Raw genomic sequence first — 21783 nt, forward strand, 5'->3', positions numbered from 1 at the left:
AAAAAAGGGAAAAAAGAGATCTACTTTAAAGATGATCGCGTAATGAATGCCTTTTTGATCGAAAACGGAATCGAAGCGTTAGAAGCGGAAGAGTTAAATGTCGGTGTCAATGATCTCGTATCGTTCTTTAAAATGGTGGATCACTACCGCAGTACCCTCGATGCGCTAGAGCGTCGTTATGCTCTTGTTGAACTTATCCGTTATTTCATCGAAAATCCTGATTTGATCGCATTGCCGCTTAAAGAGATGTATATCAAAGTCGAAGCATTCTTGGTGGAACAAGGGAATAATATCCTCTCTAAAAGTGTTAGCGATGAGGATATGCACCTTTTCGTACAAACCAAAGAGGGATTGGAAGAGTTGCATATCAACGATGAGTTGTTTGCATCCCCTCATTTTGCGGAAGCGAACTACATTTACCAAAAAATTCAAGATTGGAATTTACCTCTAAAAGGTGATCTTCTCGAATTGTTAACGCAGATTACCGATTTTGCGAAGAAAGGCTCTTATATTCAACGTTATAAAGGTCTCGGTGAGATGAATCCTGAACAGCTTTGGGAAACAACTATGACACCTGAAAATCGTGTACTATTGCGTATCACGATTGAGGATTTTGAAGCCGCCGGCGACTCGTTTAATCTCTTTATGGGTGATGATGTTGAACCGCGTCGTAACTACATCGAAACACACGCTAAAGACGTTAAACATTTGGATATCTAATTTTTTATGACCTACACTGAGCAAAAAGAGCGAGAACACCGTTTTGCATTAGCCCTTCGGATGGGTTTGCCTATCTTTTTTCTCAGTTCGGTTACCCTCTTTGCCCTTTTTACCCAACCCTACACCTCTTTTACGTCACTTATTACACTATCTATCGCTTTACTGGGGATAATGGTTTATTTTATTTTTTATCTTATTTATCAAAGTAGTCAAGAAAATATTACCGATTCGTTAACTCATACGTTTACCTCTGAATATTTTTTTAAATTAGCGGAAAAAGCACTCACTAAAAATACCCACACGATCATAATGATCAGTGTTGAGAATTTATGGTCCATTAATGAGCGATACGGAATTAAGAACGGGGATAAAGCGTTACAAAACAGTGTCTTAAAACTGGATCGTTTTTTTCGGGAGAAAGGGATAGATAAACTGCCGATAGGACGCTATAAGGGGGGAGACTTTTTACTTTTTTTATTGGGCGAAAAAGAGCTTTATACCTCCCTTGTAGAACTTTTTTTGAGTAAGTATCAAAACTATGTATTCGATGAGATTGAAATAAGGCTTGAAGCGGTAATGATTGATTCACGACTCTCAAATAGTATTGAACTTTTGATGAGTCGTTTGTATGAACTTCATCATGATCGCATCAGCAGTGAGAAAGAAGAACTTTATTCAATTAATGAATTGGAAGAGGAGATCCTCGAAGCATTAGAAGAAAAACGGTTTTCAATCGGATTTTGGCCGGTATGCTGCGATGAATATTCGGTGTTCGATACGAGCGTAAAACTGATCGACTCTCAACAAAGATTTATCCATCAAAGCCGCTATGTACCTGTGCTTAATCGACTTAATAAAATGCGTTATCTTGAGAGTGAAGTGTTGGAGCAAATCGGAAAAGTGTGTGATGATCAAAATCGCCAGTTTGTTATGAGTGTCTCATCAGTTACTTTGCGTAATCCCCATTTTTTCGAACACGCTTTGACATTGTTTGAGCGTTATCCGCAGGCACGTTATAAGATAACACTGATGTTTGAAGAGAAAGAGTATTGCCATCAATTGGAGCGTTTCGCCCATCAAATCGCCCATTATCGCAAAGCGGGATATAAAATCGCTCTCGATCGATTGGGGGGATACCATACGGCTCTTTTGTATTTGAAAGAATTAGAAGTGGATGTGGTTCGCTTCGATCCTCTTTATATCCGTAATATTAAAAAAGCTGGGTATCAAAATCTGATACAAGGGCTTAATCTAAGTGCTCATTTGTGCGGAGCGAAAACATGGATGTCGATGATTGAAGATGCAGATTCCGATCAAATAGCCCAATCGTTAAAAATAAATTATCGTCAAGGTAATTATCACGGTAAAATTTTGACGATCGAAGAACTATAAAAAGGGAAAATATGAAGTACGGTGAACAGTTAGTCGAAAATTTCGACATTGAAAAAGATTTTGAGATTTGGCCCAATGCACATGAGCGTGACTATGTGATTAAAGTGACATTGCCGGAATTTACTTGTCTTTGTCCACGCAGCGGATATCCTGATTTTGCAACGATTTACGTCGAATACACTCCCGATAAGTGGGTAGCGGAACTTAAAGCTATCAAACTGTACATTAATTCGTTCAGAAACCGCCATATTTCGCATGAAAACAGTGCAAATGAGATCTACAGCACCTTTGAGACAAAAATCGCTCCTAAGCGCTTAAAAGTCGTTGCAGATTATTTTCCGAGAGGGAATGTTCATACGGTAGTTGAGATCGATAGCGAGAAAATGGTGAAAGAGAAGTAAGAGAAAAAATATAAAGGGAAAAACCCTTTATATCAACCAAATTTCCCCGTAATGTACTCTTGGGTTAATTTTTCTTTCGGTGTAACAAACAGCTCTTCGGTATGACCTAACTCAACCAAATCTCCTAAATACATAAATCCGGTGTAGTCACTAACGCGCGCGGCTTGTTGCATGTTGTGTGTAACAATGATGATACTGACACGCTCTTTGAGTTCAATAACGAGTTTTTCGATCCCCTGCGTCGAGATCGGATCGAGTGCTGAGGTTGGTTCATCGAATAGCAATACTTCAGGCTCTACTGCAATAGCCCGCGCGATACAAAGACGTTGTTGCTGACCTCCTGAGAGACCGTTCGCATCGTGTTTGAGGCGATCACTCACCTCTTTCCAGATAGCGGCATCTTGGAGCGCTTTTTCGACACGACCATCGAGCTCAGTTTTGTTTTTAATCCCTTGTAGACGCATACCGTACGCGACATTATCATAAATCGACATCGGAAATGCTGTCGGTTTTTGGAAGATCATCCCGATTTTGGTACGTAAGTGAATTAAATCCTCTTTGGGATCAAGGATATTACGCCCTTCAAACTCGATCTCACCCTCGTATTTGTTCCCCGGATAGAGGTCGTGCATACGGTTAAATGAACGGAGCAATGTCGTTTTGCCGCAACCTGATGGTCCGATCAGTGCCGTAACAGAGTGTTTAGCGATAGGCATAGAAACTTTTTTTAAACTCGGTGCGCTCGCACCTTTATAGGTAAAGTCAAAATTGCGAACTTGGAGTGCGCACTCTTCTTTGATATCGATGATACTTGCCATAGTTATTTCCTTTTTCCGGCTAATAAAATAAGTCGTCCGATGATATTCAGACCCAAAATAAACATTGAGAGGATAAAGGCGGCTGCCCATCCAAGTTGCTGCCAATCGTCATAAGGACTGATCGCATAGTTAAACATCGTTACGGTGAGCGAAGGCATTGCTTCGTTTAGATCGGTCGTAAAGAAATTATCGTTAAATGAGGTAAAGAGTAGCGGTGCCGTCTCTCCCCCTACACGAGCGATACCTAAAAGTACCCCTGTCAAAATTCCCGCTTTAGCGCCACGATAGACAACATCTATAATTACTTTATACTTCGGTGCCCCTAGAGCAAACGCCGCTTCGCGGAGTGTTCCGGGGACGAGTTGCAGCATATCATCCGTAGTACGTAAAATAACGGGGATCATAATGATAGCGAGGGCAATAGCACCCGCCCATGCACTGAAATGACCCATAGGCATAACGACAACCGCATACACGAATGCCCCGATAACGATAGAGGGGGCAGACATCATGATATCACTGATATCACGGATGGTATGAGCGAGTTTAGAGTTCTTTCCGTATTCGCTCAAATAAGTTCCCGCCATAATCCCCAATGGAACCCCGATAACGGTAGCAAGAGAGACGAGGATGAGCTGACCGACGAGGGCGTGCTTTAGACCGCTCTCCGCATACCCTGGAGGAGAACCCTCATAAATAAAGATATTCCAGTTGAGAGCACTCATCCCTTTCATTACTAAAACACCGAGAATCCAAAACAAAAAGGCGAGGGCGATAATGGCACTGAGCGTTGAAAAAGCAAGCGCTAAGCGGTTAATGATGATCCGTTTTTGAACTGCGGTCATTGTCCTTTCCTCACTTTACGTAAAAAATAAAACTTTGCAACAGCGATAACGACAAAACTCATAACGAGCAATGTGAGTGCCAATCCAAAGAGGCTGGAGAAATAGAGTGAACTGTCCGCTTCGGTAAACTCGTTGGCAAGAGTAACCGGAATCGACGTGGTCGGATCCATGATGGAGTTGGGGGTGTGGTGGACATTCCCCATAACGAATGTTACCGCCATCGTCTCACCGATTGCACGACCGAGGGCTAGGATGAGTGAGCCAATAATTCCCGCTTTAGCGTAAGGGATGATGACATCTTTGATAACGTCCCATTGGGTTCCTCCCAGAGCGTAGGCTGATTCTTTGAGGATATCGGGGGTGGTGTTCATCGCATCACGAGTAACCGCTGCCATAAACGGCAAAATCATGATCGCCAAAACGATCCCTGCCGCGAGCAAACCGATCCCCATTCCGCCAAACATATCGCGTAAGATGGGGACGAAGAAAAACAATCCCCACATACCGTAGATAACCGAGGGGATCGCGGCGAGTAGCTCGACGCTCACTCCGAAGAACCCTTTGATTTTATCATGGGCAATTTCGCTGAGGAAAATCGCAACGCCGATAGCGATAGGGATTGCCAAGAGCATCGCCAAAAATGTCGAAGCAACAGAGCCGAAAATCGCTGCATACGCACCGAATTTATCGAGATTCGGAGCCCATTCGTCTTTTGTGATGAAATCAAGTCCAAACGTCTGCATCGCTTCGGTAGACTGATTAAAGAGAACCACAAATATCCATGCGACGATGAAAAGGATCAACAGTGCGCTGGTGCGGGTCATGTTTAAGAAGATTTTATCAATCATGCCAAGCCTTGCCTTAAAAAATATGGGCAATTTTATTACACGATGATTACAGCTCTGTTACGAGCCATTTCAGAGCCTCTTCGTGGGTGGAGAATTCGTGATTGAGTTGGGCACTATAAGCACGTTCGAGTAGGGTTTTAAAGCTCACCGAGGGGCTCAAACCGAGTGCAATCAAATCACGCCCCTGTAAAAGCGGTTCAGGCGGTAGAATAAACTCACCTGAGCGCTTCGCATAGTTGATAATCGTCATTGTTGTTTTTATTACATTGCGTTGATCGGTTAAATGTTCCAACGTTTTTAGTGGATCGGGAGACTCTATTAAAACAGCGGCAAACATTTGTCCTAGTGCCAGAACATCCGTTTTGTAGCGATGTTCAGCGATAGTATCGATACGTTCCTGTGCGCGATTCCACGTCTCATCGGAGAGAGGATTCAGGAGATTTCTTCCCCCCATTTTCTCTAAAAGTTTTAGACCGATTGAGGGGCGGGTGCTGAGGAGGAAAAGTTTTTTGAACTCCTCAAAAATCCGCTCTTTCGGAAGTTCTGTGAGGGCACCCGCTACAATCATCTCACGGCAAAGGGATAACAGTGTGTTATCGCACTTGAGCTCAAAGCGTGCGGCAAACTGCATTGCACGCAAAATCCGAAGGGGATCATCCACAAACGTCTCAAGATCAACGCATCGGAGTACTTTAGCATTTAAATCTTCTACCCCTTTGTACGGGTCGATCAGTGTTTGGGTGAGGGGATCGTAGCCGATGGCATTGATCGTAAAATCGCGGCGGCGGGCGGCGGCAGTGAAACTCATATCGCTAAACCATTTGGTTTCGAACCCTTTGTGCCCAAATCCCGATTTGGATTCGGTGCGGGGAGGGGAAAAATCGATGGCATATCCGCTGTAGGTGAGTTTGAGGACTCCGAAACTCTTCCCATACAGCCCCACTTTTCCAAAAGGGCGGAGGAGGGTTTCGAGTGACTCAAGAGAGCTAACCCCGTAGAGTTCGATATCCAGATCGTGAGTTGTGTGTCCACTGAAATAATCACGCACAAACCCTCCGACAAAGATAGGTTTAATGCTGTGCGATGAGAGATGGTTTAACAGTTCCAGTAGTAGGGGCGGAAGGGGAATCATTTTTTGGTAATTTTCTTTTTTTCGATCATATTGGTGAGGGAGAAGCCAAAGGTGGAACCGACCCCCTGAGTACTTTCGATAGTGAGTGTTGAATCGTGGAGTTTAAGGATATAACTGACTATAGAGAGCCCCAGCCCCATCGAGTTATCCCAACGGTTTTTTTGGACGCGATAGAATTTGGAGGTAATTTTATCAAGTTCGCTAGGAGCGATCCCTATCCCTTTATCACTAACACGCAAAGCGGTATCAGTTAGGATAATACTCACCTCTTCTTCAGAATATTTGAGGGCATTATCGATAAGGTTGGTTATCACCAGTTCCAGCATGGTCTTATCGGCAAACACCGTTTTGGAAATCCCCTCATAACGGAGGGAGCGATCGGGGTATTTCGCCTGCAATATCGAAATAGAGTCCAAACACACAGTAGAGAGTTCAAACGTTGAGGGTTTAATGGAGAGATCATTGTTCTCCAGTTTTACCGAGAGGGCGAGACGGTCTAACATGAGGGTGACTCGATGGGTGTTTGAGAGGATTTTATCTAAAAATTTTTCACGAATTTTCGGATCTATATTTAAATCATCATGAAGCGTTTCGGCGTATCCCATGATGGCGGCTATAGGATTTTTAAACTCATGGCTGATGGCGGAGAGGATATCGTTTTGCTGTTTATTAATCAGACGTAATTTTGCGGTATGTTTGCGCTTTTGTTTGTCACGGTTATGGAGCTTTTTGACCAAATTCTTGAGCATGATCGATATTTGTAAAAACTCGCGAAAGTATTCGGGTTTGAGGACGGCTCGGTAATTCTTGGCGGATATTTCATCCAGATAGCGGGTGATTTGGAGAATATCATAGCGTGTTTTTGTGGAGATTTTGTAGGCGATAATGAGCGAGATAACCACCAACACTCCAAATGCCCCGACCAGTTGAATCCATAGAAGATAAAAATGTTTCATTACACTCTCTAAACTCATCGCTAGACGGACATAAAATGTTTTCCCTGGAGTCGTTATTTTGTGGGCAACGTAGATAAAATCGGTTTTTACGGTATTGGAATAGCGGATAGCTACCCCGTATGGCTGCGTCATAGCGTGCATGATCTCGACACGACCGGAGTGATTTTCCATCGTTGTTTTATCCGCATCGCTTTCGGCAATAACGGTTCCCTCTTCGTTAATGATGGTGACGCGGAGGAATGTTTTTCCCGATGCTTGAGCAACAAAGCGGTCAAAGTCGTTGGTGGCAATGAGAAGTGGCTCTAGGAGATTGATATTTTCGATCAGTCGCGCTTCACCCTCTTGAATGATCATCGATTTGAGGGTGAAATAGCTGATAAGCGAAGCCACCAAGAGAGCGGCGACGAAGAGACCTAAAACATTGAGAAAAAAGAGTTGATGAATTCTTAGCACAGTGTATAACCGACTCCCCGTACTGTTTTAATATACTCTTTGGACTTATCAGGGTCAATTTTTTCTTTTAGGCGGTTGATTGCAACGTTTACGGTACGGTCTTGGTACACATCATCGCTTCCCCAAACGTGTTCGAGGAGATAATCACGCTCTAAAACCACATTTTCATTGATGATGAGGGCGTGGAGGAGATCAAATTCGAGTTTAGTGAGTTCGATAGGGCACCCCTCGATCAGTACAGTACGTGCCGCGAGGTTGATGGCAATATCTCGGTAGGTGAGGGTGCCCTCGGAAGAGAGTTTTTTCGTCCGACGCAATATCGCTTTAACCCGTAAAATCAACTCTTTCATACTGAAAGGTTTAGTGATATAGTCATCGCCTCCGCGCTCGAATCCTTGCTCGATCTCTTCGTCTTTGTGTTTTGCACTGACAAAAATAACGGGCGTTTGAATACCCCGTTTACGAAGCGACTCGACAAATTCGCTCCCCTCGGCACCGGGGAGATTGCGATCCATGAGGATCAGATCAACACTCTCCTCTTCGAGGGCATCAACAACATGTTTGGTGTTGAGAAAGCCGATGGTCTCAAATCCCTCTTTGGCGAGGTGGTACTCCATGAGTTCCAAAATATCCTGTTCATCTTCGACAATCAGTATCAGAGTATTCACGGCTAACCTCTTTGATGTAGATTTAAATTTATACACAACAGACTAGTCGTGTATTAATGAAGATGCAATTCACCGCCTTTTTGTGCAAAAAGCATCAAAGAAGCGATATTGACAGTGCGATCTCCGATGCGCTCTAATTTACGTAATGTCCCTAAAACTTTGACGTATTCAACGGCAAGTTCATTGGCATCGATGATTAATGTCAAAAGTTCTTTCTCCATGATAGAGAAAAGATCGTCATTTTTTGACTCTTCAACCATTACTTTACGGTAAACATCGTCAGCATCGCATAGATCAATGCTATTCAAACATTCAATGATGTATTGTAACGCATTGAGCGTCGTTTTGTGCAATTGAATGATAGCATTGGTTAAAACGCTCATGTCACATCCACCCATACAGTGGTCATGAAGACGTTTGCTGTATTTTTTGAGACCATCACCGATACGATCGATCTCATTGGTCATTTTGAGGTAAGCAACAAGCAGGCGTAGCTCATCGGCTTCTGGACCAAACAGGGCAAACGTTTTGATGATTTCATTATCAATTTTGTTGGCATCGACTTGAAGATTTTTAATGTATGTGCGCGAAGTTTCATACAGTTCAGCATTATCGGTTTCAAATGCCTTAAGAGTCTCTTCGCTTGACTGGATGATTTGTGAGAGCATAAGTGAAATCATAGTACGGATTTCATTGAGCTTGTTTTCATAGCGTGGTAGCATTGGTGCGCCTTTGATATAAATGATGTGCGCGATTATAACAATGGTTTATAACCGAAAGATTACAAAGCGAAGTTTCCCTTTGTAATCATTTTGTTACACGATACCTCTACAATACCGCATCAAAAATTCCAAAAGGATTCTACTATGTTCAAAAAAGCAACACAAGGTTTGGTGATCGCCGCTATCGCAGCGACTTCAATGATTGCGGCGGATAAAATCAATGGTGCGGGTGCAACATTCCCTGCTCCATGTTATTATGACTGGGCATACAACTATCAAAAAGCGACCAAAACACGTGTGAACTACCAATCCATCGGTTCAGGCGGCGGAATTAAACAAGTAAGTGAGCGCGTTGTCGATTTCGGTGCGACGGATGCTCCATTGACTCCAAAAGAGCTTGCTGCGGCAAAATTGACGCAGTTTCCGGCCGTTATCGGTTCTATCGTAGTTGCTCATAACCTTCCGGGTGTTGCCGATGAAAAATTGAAACTCAAAAACTCTGTTGTAGCTGATATCTTCGCGGGTAATATTACAATGTGGAATGATCCTGCTATCGTTGCTGACAATGCTGGGGTAAATCTTCCGGCGCAAAAAATCATCGTTGCTCACCGTTCAGACGGATCAGGAACTACCTATGTATTTACCGATTATTTGAGCGATTCATCTAAAAACTGGAAAAGCAAATTCGGTATCGGTAAAGCAATCGGTTGGGCAACTGGTGTCGGCGGAAAAGGAAATGAAGGTGTTACTAACATCATCAAACAAACGCCTTACTCTATCGGATATATTGAAAACGCGTATAAAGAGAAAAACAACCTCTCAGCAGCAACTTTGCAAACTGCAAGCGGTAAATGGGTAACAGCAAATAAGCCAAACTTTATGGCAGCGGTTAAACAAGCTTCTTGGAAAAAATCTGAGCACTTCTACGGTTCATTAGTATCTCAAAAAGGGGATACTGCTTATCCTATCGTAGCGGCAACCTATATCCTTTTACCAAAAGAAAAAGCGGAAACCAACGCTCAAGTTATCCAATTTTTTGACTATGCGTTCAAAAACGGTGACAAAGCGGCTGAAAAATTGGGTTATATCCCACTCCCGGTTGAAACAACAAACCTTGTCCGCGAATACTGGGCAGAGACTAAATAATACTATTTCACCCTTCGGGGTGGATACCTTTAAGAATATTTTGGTGTTTTTAAAGGTGTCTAACCTGACCCAACATTTCTTCTCCTTCTTCAATTCCTAAGTTTGACCCATCTATTCTTGCGTATGCGTTTAGATGGGTATTTTTAACACTTAAACCAATCCGTTTTTTATTCATTTTCCTTATCGTAATCATTCTGTAATGTAACAAACACGTAATCAAATTTATCTACAATGACACTATTAAAAAACAGGAGTGATTCTTATGAAAAAAGTTGCATTATCAGCCCTTGCTGCGGCGATGATCAGTGGCGTTGCATCAGCTGATGCATTGACTCTCTACAGTGATCCTAAAACAGGACAGGTTTTCACGACTGCTGGCGAAGGCCGCGTTGAGATGGGTGATTTCGTGAGTGCGAAAGAAGTTGATATGCAGCTTCGTGATATCGAATCAAAAGGTTCTGAGTATCAAGACAAAATGTCTAAATACGTAAACGTTAAATCAAAAGCGAAAACACTTGAGTTTAGCGGTACGCACTATCTTGGATTTACAAGCGCAAACCCATCAACCAAAGTTGACTCTGCCACTGCAAATTCAAATTATCCGGGACGTTCATCAGGTTTTGAAATGCGACGTAACTACGTGCAGGTAAAAGCATATTTCAATGATAAAGACTATGCACGTGTAACTTTAGATTCAACAAAAGAACTAGCCTCTCCGGTTGGGACAACTCAAGACAGCAGTGATTTAAAAACATCTCAAGGTGGTGGTTATGCAGACGTATTTGTAAAATATGCATACCTTTATTTGGATAAAGTACTTCCGTATACCGGTGTAGAGATGGGTATTGTTCATCGTCCATGGATTGACTATGAAGAGCATAATGGATGGCATTACCGCTCATTCAATAAAGTTATGATTGAAGAAAAAGGGACGGCAACAGAATCAGGTGTTGACCTTGTAAACTCAGCTGACTTCGGGGTAAATTTCCAAACTAAAACAGATATGTTCAGTTCTGAAATCGGTATTTTCAACGGTGAGGGTTATCATGCAGATAAAATTGCGGGCAACCAAGAAAGTACTTCTAAGCTGTCAACTGAATGGCGTTTGACAGGACATATCATAGGAAGTGGTGAAAAAGTGGGCAAAAATGACCGCACCAAAGATACCTATGCAAATATTTCAACATTCGGTTTGATCTCAAAAAATCATAAAGATGACAGTGCCACTGTCAACGACGTTGGAGAATATGATCGTTCATTTTACGGAATCCATGCCGTCTACAATCAACCGGAATTCTTGATCGCAGCACAATATCTTACTGCAAAAGATGACAAGCGTAATCAACGCCTAGCTACTACTTTTGACACAAAAGATTACACAGCATGGTCAATCAATGCTGAATACCGCCCAATTCAAGACTGGACTGTTATCGGTCGTTACGATGACTATAAAATTGAAAGTGAGTTTAATGGTGCCGTTAGCTCTAACATCGAAGGTGATAAAATCATCGCTGGTTTAGCGTATAAATACAATAAAAATGTAAGCTTCATCGCTTCTGCAAAATTCATTGATGAAAAAGATTCAAAAGTACCTGCAAAAGTAGGTGATACTGGTGAATCTAAAGACGTATATATGATGACTACCGAATTGAAATGGTAATCCTCTAAGCTTTCATTCTCTCCTTCTTCTCCCGCAATCGCGGGAGTCATACTCATTTATTTGTTTTCCGCTACAATACTTCCCATATCAACTCTAAGAGAATTTTATATGATCACAGCTAATTTAATACTAACCATTGTGGGGCTATTGTTTCTTCTTATCGCATTAGTGGCACTGTATGTCTGGTTAGGAAAAAGCAAAACAACGGCAGTTTCGACTCCAGCAAGTATCGAGACTTTTGAATCTCTCAGCGAAATTATTAAGAGCAGATCATCGAGCAGTAGAGAACTGAACCATGCGGTGGAGATGATTTTGGATCATTTTGGTAGCATGAACTCTCATACAGTCGAGAAATACAAACATCTTCTTGAATCGTTATGTACTCATCCTCGTACCGATTCGAAACTCATTTTACGATTTGAGAAAACCCTTCGAACTAATAATCCTGATTATTCTCATGAGATCGAGAAAGCTTTGGCGGTTGGACTCGCTCAAAGAGGATAAAATTAGCGGAGTTTGTAATCGATAGGGACGCTGATCCGAATGGATTTTTTAGGTTTTGGAAATTCACTAGCAGACGTTTCAATCAGCTCTTTCGCAGCACTGTCTAACATCTCAAACCCTGAGCCTCTCGTGATAGTGATTTGATTAACGTCACGGTTCGGTTCAAGGGTAAAGGTGACAATACACTCCCCCTGCTGTTTTAAACGCACCGCATTTTTAGGATATTTGAGTCGTGCTGCCAGAATAGAGCGGATTCTTCCCAGATTTTCTTCTTCATAATTTTCTTCTACTTTTGGCGGTGGCGGAGGAGGAGATGCTTTTTGAACCGCTACAGGGATGTTTTCTGCAACTTTTGGAACACTAACGTTTTGGATAACCGGTGTCGGTTGCAGTGCGGTTATGGTCGGTTTACTTGGCGCTAACACGGGTGTTTTAATCGGTGTTGGTTTTGGAAGTGGTTTGGGTTGTATTTGCGGCGTTGGAGTTGGCTGAGATATATGGGGAATCGGAATATCGGGGGATGGTTCAGGAGTATTAAGTAAAATTTTTAGTTTTATCTTCTCCGGTGAAATCGGTAATGTTTTTTGCACTACACTTATTACCCCGATCATCAGGGAAACAAGTGTGAGGTGAATACCTATAGAGAGGAGAAGGGGATTAGCAGCGCGCACGTGTATTAAAGTTTGATCTCAACTTTTGCCGCAGAGCGGAGGGAATCGGTTGTTTTGTTCATTTGTGCTTTGAATTTTTCCAATTTTAAAAATTGGGTAATCTCTTTTTTCGCTTGTTCGTAGGTGACTTTTTTATCCCCTTGTTTCATTTTATCGCTGTTGGCATCGTAAAATGCTTTGGTCTCTTTGTCGGTGACACTGATTTTATTCATTTGCTGTTTCATCCACATATCGACCGCCAAATCATTTTTGATGGCAGCGTATTGGGCTTTAAACGCAGGGGTATTTTGGATGCCGCTTTTAAGAACTTGATCTTTAATAAGAGCTTGATTGACGAGCTGATCGACCACTTGACGTTTCATTTTCGGATCAAGTTTATCAAAACTCATCCCCGGTGCCGCTTTGGATAAAAACGCATTGGCATCATTCGTTGTAACCGCTGTCCCGTTGATCGTAGCGAGTGTTGGAGCCGCGAATGCAAAAGTAGAGCTTAGTACCAGTGAAGCAAGTGCAAGGGAGAGTTTCATAAAGGTTCCTTTTGGAAAATATTGGAGCTATTATAGTATGTGTTTAATACGAAAAGGTTTATGGGGAAAAAAAAGAAGTGGATGGTGGACCCTAGCGGGATCGAACCGCTGACCTCGTCGCTGCCAGCGACGCGCTCTCCCAGCTGAGCTAAGGGCCCAAAAGATGTTTGGAGCGCCATTATACGATTAGGGGTCTTAAAAGTCAATGAGGATAGAAATGCTAAAGAGCAGTAAAGTTTTAGTCGAATCGTGTCGATATAGAGAGTATGAAAAAGTTAGCCCTAATTATGATGTTCAGTGTCAGCGGTGTAGTGTTGAGCGCGGAGGAATTTACGATTCAGACGATCAGTGCCCAGAAAGAGGCTTCGATCACTCCCGCTTTTGAGAAAAAAGTGCAAAAAAGTACCCTTCCTTCAACAAAGAAAAAAGAGGGTGAGTGTAATATTGTAACAGTAGGTAAATATCCATCAGCTAAAGCAGCTCATCAGGATCTCGGAAAAGCAAAAGCAATTAGCAAAGATGCTTTTGTCCGCAGTGTAGAGCGAACAACACCAAAGGTATGTGAAAGTCGCGTTACCACTAGCGCTAAAGAGCATTCCGTTGAAGCTAAAGCGTCTGTGAGCTCTCAGCCGGAAGTAAAAGCGGTAGTTATCCATGAGATAGCACCGGTCAAAAAAGAGGAAGCGATAGCTGCGGTGCATGAAGCGTCTGTATTAGCCGCCGCGACAAATCATCCTACTGTTGCTCAGAGTGTTTCAATGCCGCTCACTCAAGTCAAAAGTGAACCGTGCAAAACACAGCCTTGTACGAATGTTTCCTATTTGTATGACCGTAATCTTGCCCATAAAAGTGACATTGAAGCGGCAATCGAATACTATAAACGATCACCTTACTACTCTTTTAAACCGACATTGGTGCAGCAGCGCTTTTAATCACGCTTCCTTGTTTGCGGCGCTGTAAAGGCAATCAAGGTCGGTGCCCAGTGTCTTTTTTGCTTCAGCATGGAGCGACTCAAGTATTTCGGATGGATTCTCTCCGTTAGAAGGGTAACAAACTGCCGCTGAGGGGATAGCTCTTCCAAAAAGATCTTCAATCATTTTTTTAACAATGTTGCATCCGTATTTATCTGTATATGGCATTACAAAAAAGTAGTAATGTTCAAAATGTACGATAGAATCGGAGGTACGAAGCAAACTTTGAAGGTTTGTTTCCACTAATGTTTGCGAAATACCTGAAAAATCGCAAAACAGTATAGTAAAACTCTCAGAACGATTTTCATCAAGCCGATCTGATATACCGATGTTGAGATCAATTAATGATGCAAAATTGTAAAACGAAAATAGCACTCCCGCCATTTTGACTCCTCTAAAAGAAATATTTGACTTAGTATAGCGATAATTCTCTCAAACTAATAATGGTTTAAAAGGAGTGAGAGTAAACTCCGTCCACAGCGAATATCTGAACAACATAAAATAATACAGGAGATAAATCCGATGCTTGAAGAGATTAAAAGTCTTCCTCCATTACCGAATTCGGTAATAAAGATCCAAGAGTTATGTATGAACAATGATACAAATATAGATGATCTTTCGCGGGTTATTGAGCAAGACCCCATGCTCAGTGCTAATATTCTGAAGTCGGTCAATTCGCCTCTTTATGGGATGAGTAAAGAGATATCCTCGATTCCGCAAGCAATAATGTTGTTTGGAATCTCTATGATTCGCGGATTTGCAGCAGCAAGTGCCATTAAAAAAGGGATGATTGTTGATTTAAGTCCTTACTCTATTAACATCGATGATTTAACACGCATCTCTTCATTGCAAACAGCATTGGTGAGGGAGTGGTATCGAAATGTCGACAAATCAATGCTTCCACTGCTGCAAAGTTGCGCTTTTTTAATGGAGCTCGGAAAACTTGCGGGATCACTGAGGGTTATGGCCTCTGGAAACTATACGTTTTTTTCAAATGAGATACAGCAAACTACTTTTCCTGATGAGGTTGAGCAGAGGTACCTCGGAATGAGCAGCTATGAAATTGCGGCAAGTATGTTTGAGCATTGGAATTTTGAACCGGCACTTATCGATGCGTTGAAAGAGATATCCAATACTTCGACTCAGAACCCTTATTCTCAAGTGTTAGCTGTCGTTGTTAAAGCGGTTAATCTTCATCATACTTTTAGCCCTGAGGGGATAAAGGCAGCATTAGAGATGATAGAAAAATTTGGATTAAATAAAAATGCATTTAAAGAGGCGGTTGTAACGGTACAAGCAGCTCAAAAGTGAACTCCTTAAATCGGTAAATCGAAAAAGTACGCTAATCCGTAATAAATACTGTAAAGACCGTAAATGAGGATCGCAAGTGCCGCGATTCGGTTCATAGTCTGACGAAATGCAATCTCTTTAAAAAAACTCACCGATTGTCCAAGGGCAAGAAGTGTTGGAACGGTAGCAAGTCCAAATGCAGCCATAATCAAACCTCCGTCGATTATAGAAGCTGAAGCGGCAGCTTTCGCGGCAAAGAAAAAGACAAACCCGCAGGGAAAAAAGCCATTCATTATTCCAAGAGCGAAAAAACTACCGATTTTTTTACTTTTGATGAGGCGTGAAAAGAGGGTTTTAAACAAAGAGTTGGAAGAAAATCCCCGCTCTAAGAGATGAATCAATTTAGAGAGGCCGAACATTCCCAGTGCCGTGATAATCATAATGACTCCGGCGAAGATGAACAGTGCTCCATGCAACTCCATACTGAGGGCAAACAAAGAACCGATTCCGCCGAAAATCATTCCAAGAATGATGTAGGAGCTAACCCGTCCAATATTATAGGCACTGTGGCGGACGAGCTGAGCACTCCGGCTCATTGAAGCATCGATTTTGGTCGAGCTGTAGGCGACAATAAAGCCACCGCACATCCCGATGCAGTGACCGAAACTCCCCGCAAACGCAATAGAAATTATTAGCCACCATTCGATACCGTTCATAATGCAACCTTTTCGTAAGTATTAATAGCATAAATAATTTTTGTTACAATAGTGTTAAGACTTAACACAAATTTAACAGTTCTATGAAACAATAGCATTAAATTATTTAAAGGATTCGCGTATGAAAAAAGTTCTCCTCTCTTTAGTAGCATTAGTTGCGGTTTCGAGTGCCGATCAGCTGGTTAAACTCAATGTAAGTGGTATGACCTGCCCTGCGTGTGTGAAAAATGTAAAAGGGACATTGAATGAAGTGAGTGGGGTAAAAGAGTCGAGCGTTTATCTCAAAGAGGGTAAAGCGGAAGTAAAAGCCTCAGATGGCACAAAGCCTGAGGCAATGTGCGACGCGGTTAAAAAAGCGGGTTACGGCTGTTCAGTCGCTAAATAAAATACTTTTGTGCATCGTGGCGGCTTAGGTCGCTCACGGTAGTTAGTTCTTCATCGCCAAACATAAGTGTTTGCTCCCCTTTAAAATCCTGTTTACAATACGCTAGCATCAGTTTTGCCGCTAACATTTTATCGTTATCACTTGCATTGGCTGAGATGAGGCCGTGAGGACCAAAAAGTTCGGTGGTGATGTGAATAAATTTTTGATTTTCGATTGCTTCGAGGATATCGTTATCTTCCGCATTACGCCCGATAATCAATTTTGCTCCTTCGCTAAGGCGAAGCTGACGACCGTATTTAAGGGTTGGGATATCCTCTACACTAAAGGTATCGTGAGCAATGAAATCGCGAATTTTATTAGAAAATTTCTCATCGGTGAGGAGGCATCCACCACCGGGTGCTTCATAATCTTTGAGGCCAAATTCCTTTGCAAGTTCCATCTGACGATCACGATTTCGCCCAACAATGTTTTCGAGTTTTTCACGATCCACCCATCCCTGGGTCTCAGCAATAGTCGGTGTTAGCAATTGGGCACTAAGCGGACGGAGTAGCAACCCTTCGCAATTGCTAAGATTGAGAACTTTTTGGAGTGATTCGCTGTTTTGGCTCATTGGTCGTTGACCCAATACTTCACCGCTGATCAGAAAACTCGCACCCCACTCTTTCATCACCCTTTTCGCGACTTCAAACATTTTGGCATGGCAGTCGATACAGGGGTTGAAATTTTTACCGTACCCGTATTTTGGGGTAAAAAGTACTTCTCGGATATATTCATCACGGATATCGACACTTCGAAACTCGGCACCGATCTGTTCACACATATTTTTCATATGGGCGAGGCGGTCTTTGGTCGAACCGAATCCTGTGTTGATATTGCAGGCGATCACTTCGATCCCTTGGTCGATGATGAGTTTCGCCGCGATGGTAGAGTCGAGACCGCCGCTGAAGAGGGCTATGGCTTTCATTTATATTCCTATATTATGATTGTCATTCATGGTTCGACAGGCTCACCACGAACGGGAGATTAACTGAGCGGGACCAACTCGCCCCGTTTGAGGCGTTCTATTTTGTCCCGAAATTGACGTATTAAATACGACTTTTGATCGAATGATACCGTATTTTGGGTTGTCACTTTTTTGAGTTCACGATTATAGTGCGCACTCAAGAAAGTGATAAGCTCAGCCCGCAACCCCTCATCTCCCTCAAATGTCCGTATACGATCATCCATCATTAGGGCACTGAGACGGGGATCATCGCTGCGACCTTGAAGGGCTGATTCAAACTCACTTCCGTGATATTGGAGCAATGACGCGTCAATAAAATCGAGGAGAGAATCGGCAATATGGGGACGTTCCAAAAGGGTTTTGATAAAGCTCAGTTCCCAAATGTCGTGATGAGAAAAGTTGATCGGTTGCGCGGCAACATTTTTGTTGGTTCGTCCCACTTGGATTAATGAAGGAGAAATCCCTAGTTTCGAAGCAACAAAAGGGCGATATTCCTCTTGTAGAAGCGGAGAGAGGGTTTTGAGAAACGCGATGTTCTCGTGCAGTGCCGTCTCTTTAGCCTTGTGGTCTTGGAGATCATAAGCACTAATCATCTCCGAGATAACAAACTCGATAAAAGGGATTGGTCGATGCAGGAGCGCATTGAGTTGTTCAATTTGACCGTTTTTAATCATATCGGCAGGGTCAAGTCCCCCCTCAAATAAAACAACTCCCCCATCAAATCCCGATATACTCAAAAGCTTGGAGGCTTTGTACGCGGCGGCACGTCCCGCTTTATCCCCATCGTATGCGAGAAATATTTTCGGCTCACCTTTTCGTAACAGCGGCAGATGTTCAGCGGTAAGAGCGGTGCCCAGTGTCGCGACGGCATGGGTGAATCCCGCCTGATGGAGCATCACGACATCCAAATACCCTTCAGTTACGATGATTTCCCGACGGCGGTAGATCGCTTCGCGGGCGAGGTGATAGGCGTACAAGAGGCGTGATTTGTTAAAAATGGCGCTTTGAGACGAATTGACGTATTTAGCCTGATGTCCCGTGATGGTACGTCCACCGAAACCGACGATGGCACCGCTGGTAGAGTGGATCGGAAAGGTGACCCGCTCGATAAAACGGGCAAATAGCCGTCCATCATCTCCCCGTCCGATGGCACCTTGCTCAACTGCTTCGGGGGTTGGGAGTTTGCGTTGTTCTAAAAATCGGAGTGTCTCAGGTGAAGTAGGGGCATACCCGATCCCGAATCGTTCGATACTGGAGGCGTAAATTCCCCGTTCGTGGAGATATTCCATCGCATCTCGTTTCTCTTGGAGGAGTTTTTGATACCAGTCGTTAAGGGTTTCGAGAAGGTTGGACCGTTTTTTTTGTTTGGTATCGTCGGTATAGTGGAGGCTAAAATTGTTCGATGCGGCTAACTTCTCAATCGCTTCGGGATAGTTGAGCTTTTCATATTCCATGATGAATTTAATACTATCACCATGAACACCGCATCCGAAGCAGTGGTAGCTTTGGCGTGAGGGATTGACGACGAAGCTGGGGGACTTCTCATCATGAAACGGGCAAGGGGCTTTGAAGCTGCTTCCGGCACGCTTTAACTCGATATATGAGCCCACGATATCGACAATATCAAGTCGGGCTTTGAGCGCCTCTATGGAGTCTTGGGTAATCATAAAGATATTTTACCGAAAAGGGACTTTATTGATGTGTTTTAAATTGCCCCAACTGAATATCTAATGCCTTAGCAGATGTGTCGATGGATGTGACGATATTAGAGAGTTCATGCATGGATGTTTCATTGGATGCAGTGAGTTCTCCTAGGATCTTGATTTGAGAGAGCATTGCGTCGATGTGATCGGCAATTGTATGGGAATCATTGACGCTTTGTATTGTACGACTGTTGGTTTGCTCCATCGTTTGAACGGTTTGATTGATGGTTTGATCTACTCTTTCTGAAATAGTAGATACTTCTCGTAATACTTGAGAATTTTGGTGCATTTGATCGGTTGAATCGTTGATGCTTTGAACGATGATATTGATAGTAGCATTGATCTCAACAAGACTGTGCTGAGTTTTTTCGGCAAGCTTACGAACTTCGTCAGCAACAACGGCAAACCCTCTCCCATGTTCTCCTGCACGCGCCGCTTCGATTGCTGCGTTTAGTGCTAACAGATTGGTTTGATCGGCGATGTCATTGATAACATTGAGGACGTTTTTCACTTGTGCCGCATCGATACTTAATTGATTTAATTTGGCTTCGAGTTCTTCTTCGAGTTGTGTGTTTCGTGAGAGTGTTACAAGAAGGGTAGAGAGTTCTGCACGTCCCTTGTGCAACTGATCCATCGAGTCGGTCATATTTTCGAGAGTTATAGAGAGATTGGTGGCGCTATGGCTAACAGTAGATTGAACCGAGATTGCCTTATCAGAAGCATTTTGACCGATGGTATACCCTTGATGGGCTCTCGATTTTACTTCTGCACTGATTGAATCGAGGCGGTGTGCTGCCGAAAGGTTATCCGCTGCAATCGATTTTGCATGAGATATAGAGTGTTCGATTTCGGCAATGAAGCGGTTTAGGCTGTCCATCATCATCCCCGTTTCATCACGGGTAGAACCGACGAACGATTTAGTGAGATTAAAAATATCGGTTTTGAGGTTATGGTTGAGATGTTTAATCGGACGTGAAACCTGTGCTACTAGGAGAGAGACATTAAGTGCTGAGATGGCTACTCCTATGACTCCAATAACGATGTTTTTGTTGATAATAATCGATGGATTGGTGTGATGCATAGAAAAGAGAATAACGTTAAGCAATCCCATAATAACGGTTGTTCCGATTAAGGTCGTAAAAATGGCTAGCGTCATTTTTTTCCCGAACGAGATGAAGGGATGGCGTTCGCTGAGTGCTATGGGGGCAGTCCACTCCTCCAAACGTATAACAAAAAAGATAAAAACAGGAATAATGAAGAGTAAAAGGAGTGGTAACACTGCCGCTTGAGCAAAAATAAAGCGCTCTAACGTCATAAAAGATTTTCCCCATAATACGGAGATTGGTCCGGGAAGAATATAAAAAAGTTGACCGATTAAAAAAAAGTACGGCATTTTTGAAATGAGAGAAACGCTCTCTTCGTAGGAGGAGAGATTGCGAATAGCGGATTCAATTTTTGTCAAAAATGTATTAAATACCACTAGCATAATAGTTGTGGCAACGACCATATAGATCAACATTTGAGGGGAGAACAAAATAGTGATGAGTTCATCCAAAGTAAAGAGGGTAGAATAGAGTAAAAAGAGAATCCATGCCATAGGGGGAACCATCATCCCTATAAATACTAACCACATCAATATTTTTCGTGGACTCATTTGAAACTCCAAATTTATAATTCTAATAATTAATAATTAAATCATAACCTAACGAACCTTATTTACGCGAAAGTTGCGCTATAATTCCAGTTCGAAAAATTTTAAATAGAAAGTAGGTGATGTGAATGCCTGGAATTATCTTACGCCAAGATGATAACTTTGATGCTGCTTACCGTCGTTTCAAGAAACAAACAGATCGTAATCTGATTGTTACTGAAGCCCGTGCTCGTCGTAACCATGTTACAGAGACTGAAAAACGTAAACAGTTCAAAATCAGCGCTCGCAAAAAGATGTTAAAACGTCTCTATATGATGCGACGTTACGAATCTCGCCTGTAATCTCTTGCGCTTCGGCGCTTGGGTTACACCCTCTTCCTCTTCAACTTTTCCCTTTGTAACAAAACCTTTACTAACCCTGTGATAAACTTAGTGTAATAAATTTTGCACAAGGCTATACCCATGCTCTTTAGCGCACCTCTCAAAACCAATTCCAAAAAAATTATGTTGTTGGGTTCAGGCGAACTCGGAAAAGAAGTGGCAATCGAGGCACAGCGTCTCGGGATCGAAGTGATCGCCGTTGATCGTTATAAGCACGCTCC

Annotated in this window: 24 protein-coding genes, 1 tRNA gene and 1 pseudogene; 11 read left to right on the forward strand and 15 right to left on the reverse strand. The window is 42.7% G+C overall.

Going from position 1 to position 21783, the window contains the following annotated elements; translation table 11 throughout:
* The 3 genes and pseudogenes from JZU62_RS02385 to queF all read left to right on the forward strand — a co-directional run.
* A pseudogene (locus JZU62_RS02385) lies at positions 1–720 on the forward strand (DNA gyrase subunit B); the annotation flags it as partial.
* 6 nt (positions 721–726) lie between these two features.
* Complete coding sequence (locus tag JZU62_RS02390; protein ID WP_295011535.1) at positions 727–2112, forward strand: EAL domain-containing protein; 1386 nt, start codon at positions 727–729, stop codon at positions 2110–2112.
* Between the two features lie 11 nt (positions 2113–2123).
* Entirely contained in the window at positions 2124–2513 is a 390-nt protein-coding gene (gene queF / locus JZU62_RS02395) for a preQ(1) synthase (protein ID WP_295011537.1), read from the forward strand.
* Positions 2514–2545: 32 nt separating this feature from the next.
* Here the strand turns inward: queF and pstB are convergent, their stop codons facing one another.
* From pstB to JZU62_RS02430, 7 genes are read right to left on the reverse strand one after another with little or no spacing between them, the layout of a single operon-like run.
* On the reverse strand, positions 2546–3331 hold the full coding sequence (gene pstB, locus JZU62_RS02400; RefSeq protein WP_295011539.1) for a phosphate ABC transporter ATP-binding protein PstB: 786 nt from the start codon (positions 3329–3331) through the stop codon (positions 2546–2548).
* 2 nt (positions 3332–3333) lie between these two features.
* Positions 3334–4176: a phosphate ABC transporter permease PstA gene (gene pstA / locus JZU62_RS02405; protein WP_295011541.1), complete on the reverse strand. Its 843-nt coding sequence runs from the start codon at positions 4174–4176 to the stop codon at positions 3334–3336.
* Positions 4173–5024, reverse strand: coding sequence for a phosphate ABC transporter permease subunit PstC (pstC, locus tag JZU62_RS02410; protein ID WP_295011543.1), 852 nt, complete (start codon positions 5022–5024; stop codon positions 4173–4175). Before pstC ends, pstA begins: the two co-directional genes overlap by 4 nt.
* Positions 5025–5070: 46 nt before the next feature.
* Positions 5071–6156 carry a hypothetical protein gene (locus JZU62_RS02415; protein WP_295011545.1) on the reverse strand — a complete coding sequence of 362 codons (1086 nt, stop codon included), beginning with the start codon at positions 6154–6156 and terminating at the stop codon, positions 5071–5073.
* On the reverse strand, positions 6153–7565 hold the full coding sequence (locus JZU62_RS02420) for an ATP-binding protein (protein WP_295011547.1): 1413 nt from the start codon (positions 7563–7565) through the stop codon (positions 6153–6155). The genes JZU62_RS02415 and JZU62_RS02420 overlap by 4 nt, the downstream gene beginning before the upstream one ends.
* Positions 7559–8233: a response regulator transcription factor gene (locus JZU62_RS02425; RefSeq protein ID WP_295011549.1), complete on the reverse strand. Its 675-nt coding sequence runs from the start codon at positions 8231–8233 to the stop codon at positions 7559–7561. The genes JZU62_RS02420 and JZU62_RS02425 overlap by 7 nt, the downstream gene beginning before the upstream one ends.
* A gap of 53 nt (positions 8234–8286) precedes the next feature.
* Positions 8287–8955, reverse strand: coding sequence for a PhoU domain-containing protein (locus JZU62_RS02430; protein ID WP_295011551.1), 669 nt, complete (start codon positions 8953–8955; stop codon positions 8287–8289).
* Between the two features lie 144 nt (positions 8956–9099).
* On the opposite strand from JZU62_RS02430, the gene pstS reads away from it, so the two are divergent.
* The 3 genes from pstS to JZU62_RS02445 all read left to right on the forward strand — a co-directional run bounded on the left by pstS (position 9100) and on the right by JZU62_RS02445 (position 12265).
* Positions 9100–10101, forward strand: coding sequence for a phosphate ABC transporter substrate-binding protein PstS (gene pstS, locus JZU62_RS02435; protein ID WP_295011553.1), 1002 nt, complete (start codon positions 9100–9102; stop codon positions 10099–10101).
* A gap of 262 nt (positions 10102–10363) precedes the next feature.
* Complete coding sequence (locus tag JZU62_RS02440) at positions 10364–11761, forward strand: hypothetical protein (RefSeq protein ID WP_295011555.1); 1398 nt, start codon at positions 10364–10366, stop codon at positions 11759–11761.
* 108 nt (positions 11762–11869) lie between these two features.
* A complete protein-coding gene (locus JZU62_RS02445) occupies positions 11870–12265 on the forward strand; it encodes a hypothetical protein (RefSeq protein WP_295011557.1) in 396 nt (131 codons plus the stop codon).
* 2 nt (positions 12266–12267) lie between these two features.
* Here the strand turns inward: JZU62_RS02445 and JZU62_RS02450 are convergent, their stop codons facing one another.
* The 3 genes from JZU62_RS02450 to JZU62_RS02460 all read right to left on the reverse strand — a co-directional run bounded on the left by JZU62_RS02450 (position 12268) and on the right by JZU62_RS02460 (position 13621).
* Complete coding sequence (locus JZU62_RS02450; RefSeq protein WP_295011559.1) at positions 12268–12855, reverse strand: energy transducer TonB; 588 nt, start codon at positions 12853–12855, stop codon at positions 12268–12270.
* 86 nt (positions 12856–12941) lie between these two features.
* Positions 12942–13463 carry a hypothetical protein gene (locus JZU62_RS02455; protein WP_295011561.1) on the reverse strand — a complete coding sequence of 174 codons (522 nt, stop codon included), beginning with the start codon at positions 13461–13463 and terminating at the stop codon, positions 12942–12944.
* An 82-nt stretch (positions 13464–13545) separates the two neighbouring features.
* A tRNA-Ala gene (locus JZU62_RS02460) sits at positions 13546–13621 on the reverse strand.
* A gap of 108 nt (positions 13622–13729) precedes the next feature.
* Here JZU62_RS02460 and JZU62_RS02465 point away from each other — a divergent pair.
* Positions 13730–14395 carry a hypothetical protein gene (locus tag JZU62_RS02465; protein WP_295011563.1) on the forward strand — a complete coding sequence of 222 codons (666 nt, stop codon included), beginning with the start codon at positions 13730–13732 and terminating at the stop codon, positions 14393–14395.
* Here JZU62_RS02465 and JZU62_RS02470 read toward each other — a convergent pair whose 3' ends face one another.
* On the reverse strand, positions 14396–14818 hold the full coding sequence (locus JZU62_RS02470) for a hypothetical protein (RefSeq protein ID WP_295011565.1): 423 nt from the start codon (positions 14816–14818) through the stop codon (positions 14396–14398).
* 138 nt (positions 14819–14956) lie between these two features.
* On the opposite strand from JZU62_RS02470, the gene JZU62_RS02475 reads away from it, so the two are divergent.
* Complete coding sequence (locus JZU62_RS02475; RefSeq protein WP_295011567.1) at positions 14957–15745, forward strand: HDOD domain-containing protein; 789 nt, start codon at positions 14957–14959, stop codon at positions 15743–15745.
* A 5-nt stretch (positions 15746–15750) separates the two neighbouring features.
* Here the strand turns inward: JZU62_RS02475 and JZU62_RS02480 are convergent, their stop codons facing one another.
* Positions 15751–16440: a sulfite exporter TauE/SafE family protein gene (locus JZU62_RS02480; RefSeq protein ID WP_295011569.1), complete on the reverse strand. Its 690-nt coding sequence runs from the start codon at positions 16438–16440 to the stop codon at positions 15751–15753.
* Positions 16441–16561: 121 nt separating this feature from the next.
* On the opposite strand from JZU62_RS02480, the gene JZU62_RS02485 reads away from it, so the two are divergent.
* Positions 16562–16825 carry a cation transporter gene (locus JZU62_RS02485; protein WP_295011571.1) on the forward strand — a complete coding sequence of 88 codons (264 nt, stop codon included), beginning with the start codon at positions 16562–16564 and terminating at the stop codon, positions 16823–16825.
* On the opposite strand, the gene JZU62_RS02490 is transcribed toward JZU62_RS02485, so the two are convergent.
* From JZU62_RS02490 to JZU62_RS02500, 3 genes are read right to left on the reverse strand one after another with little or no spacing between them, the layout of a single operon-like run.
* Positions 16818–17789, reverse strand: coding sequence for an argininosuccinate synthase domain-containing protein (locus JZU62_RS02490; protein WP_295011573.1), 972 nt, complete (start codon positions 17787–17789; stop codon positions 16818–16820). The genes JZU62_RS02485 and JZU62_RS02490 overlap by 8 nt on opposite strands.
* Positions 17790–17848: 59 nt before the next feature.
* Positions 17849–19495, reverse strand: a complete 1647-nt coding sequence (gene dnaG / locus JZU62_RS02495) for a DNA primase (protein ID WP_295011575.1) — start codon at positions 19493–19495, stop codon at positions 17849–17851.
* 25 nt (positions 19496–19520) lie between these two features.
* Positions 19521–21185, reverse strand: a complete 1665-nt coding sequence (locus JZU62_RS02500; RefSeq protein ID WP_295011577.1) for a methyl-accepting chemotaxis protein — start codon at positions 21183–21185, stop codon at positions 19521–19523.
* Positions 21186–21310: 125 nt separating this feature from the next.
* On the opposite strand from JZU62_RS02500, the gene rpsU reads away from it, so the two are divergent.
* Positions 21311–21523, forward strand: a complete 213-nt coding sequence (gene rpsU / locus JZU62_RS02505) for a 30S ribosomal protein S21 (RefSeq protein WP_013458942.1) — start codon at positions 21311–21313, stop codon at positions 21521–21523.
* A gap of 120 nt (positions 21524–21643) precedes the next feature.
* Positions 21644–21783 (forward strand): NAD(P)-dependent oxidoreductase (locus tag JZU62_RS02510; RefSeq protein ID WP_365956265.1); only part of this gene is annotated, 140 nt, incomplete at its 3' end.

The organism is Sulfuricurvum sp. (assembly GCF_019163035.1).
GTDB lineage: Bacteria > Campylobacterota > Campylobacteria > Campylobacterales > Sulfurimonadaceae > Sulfuricurvum.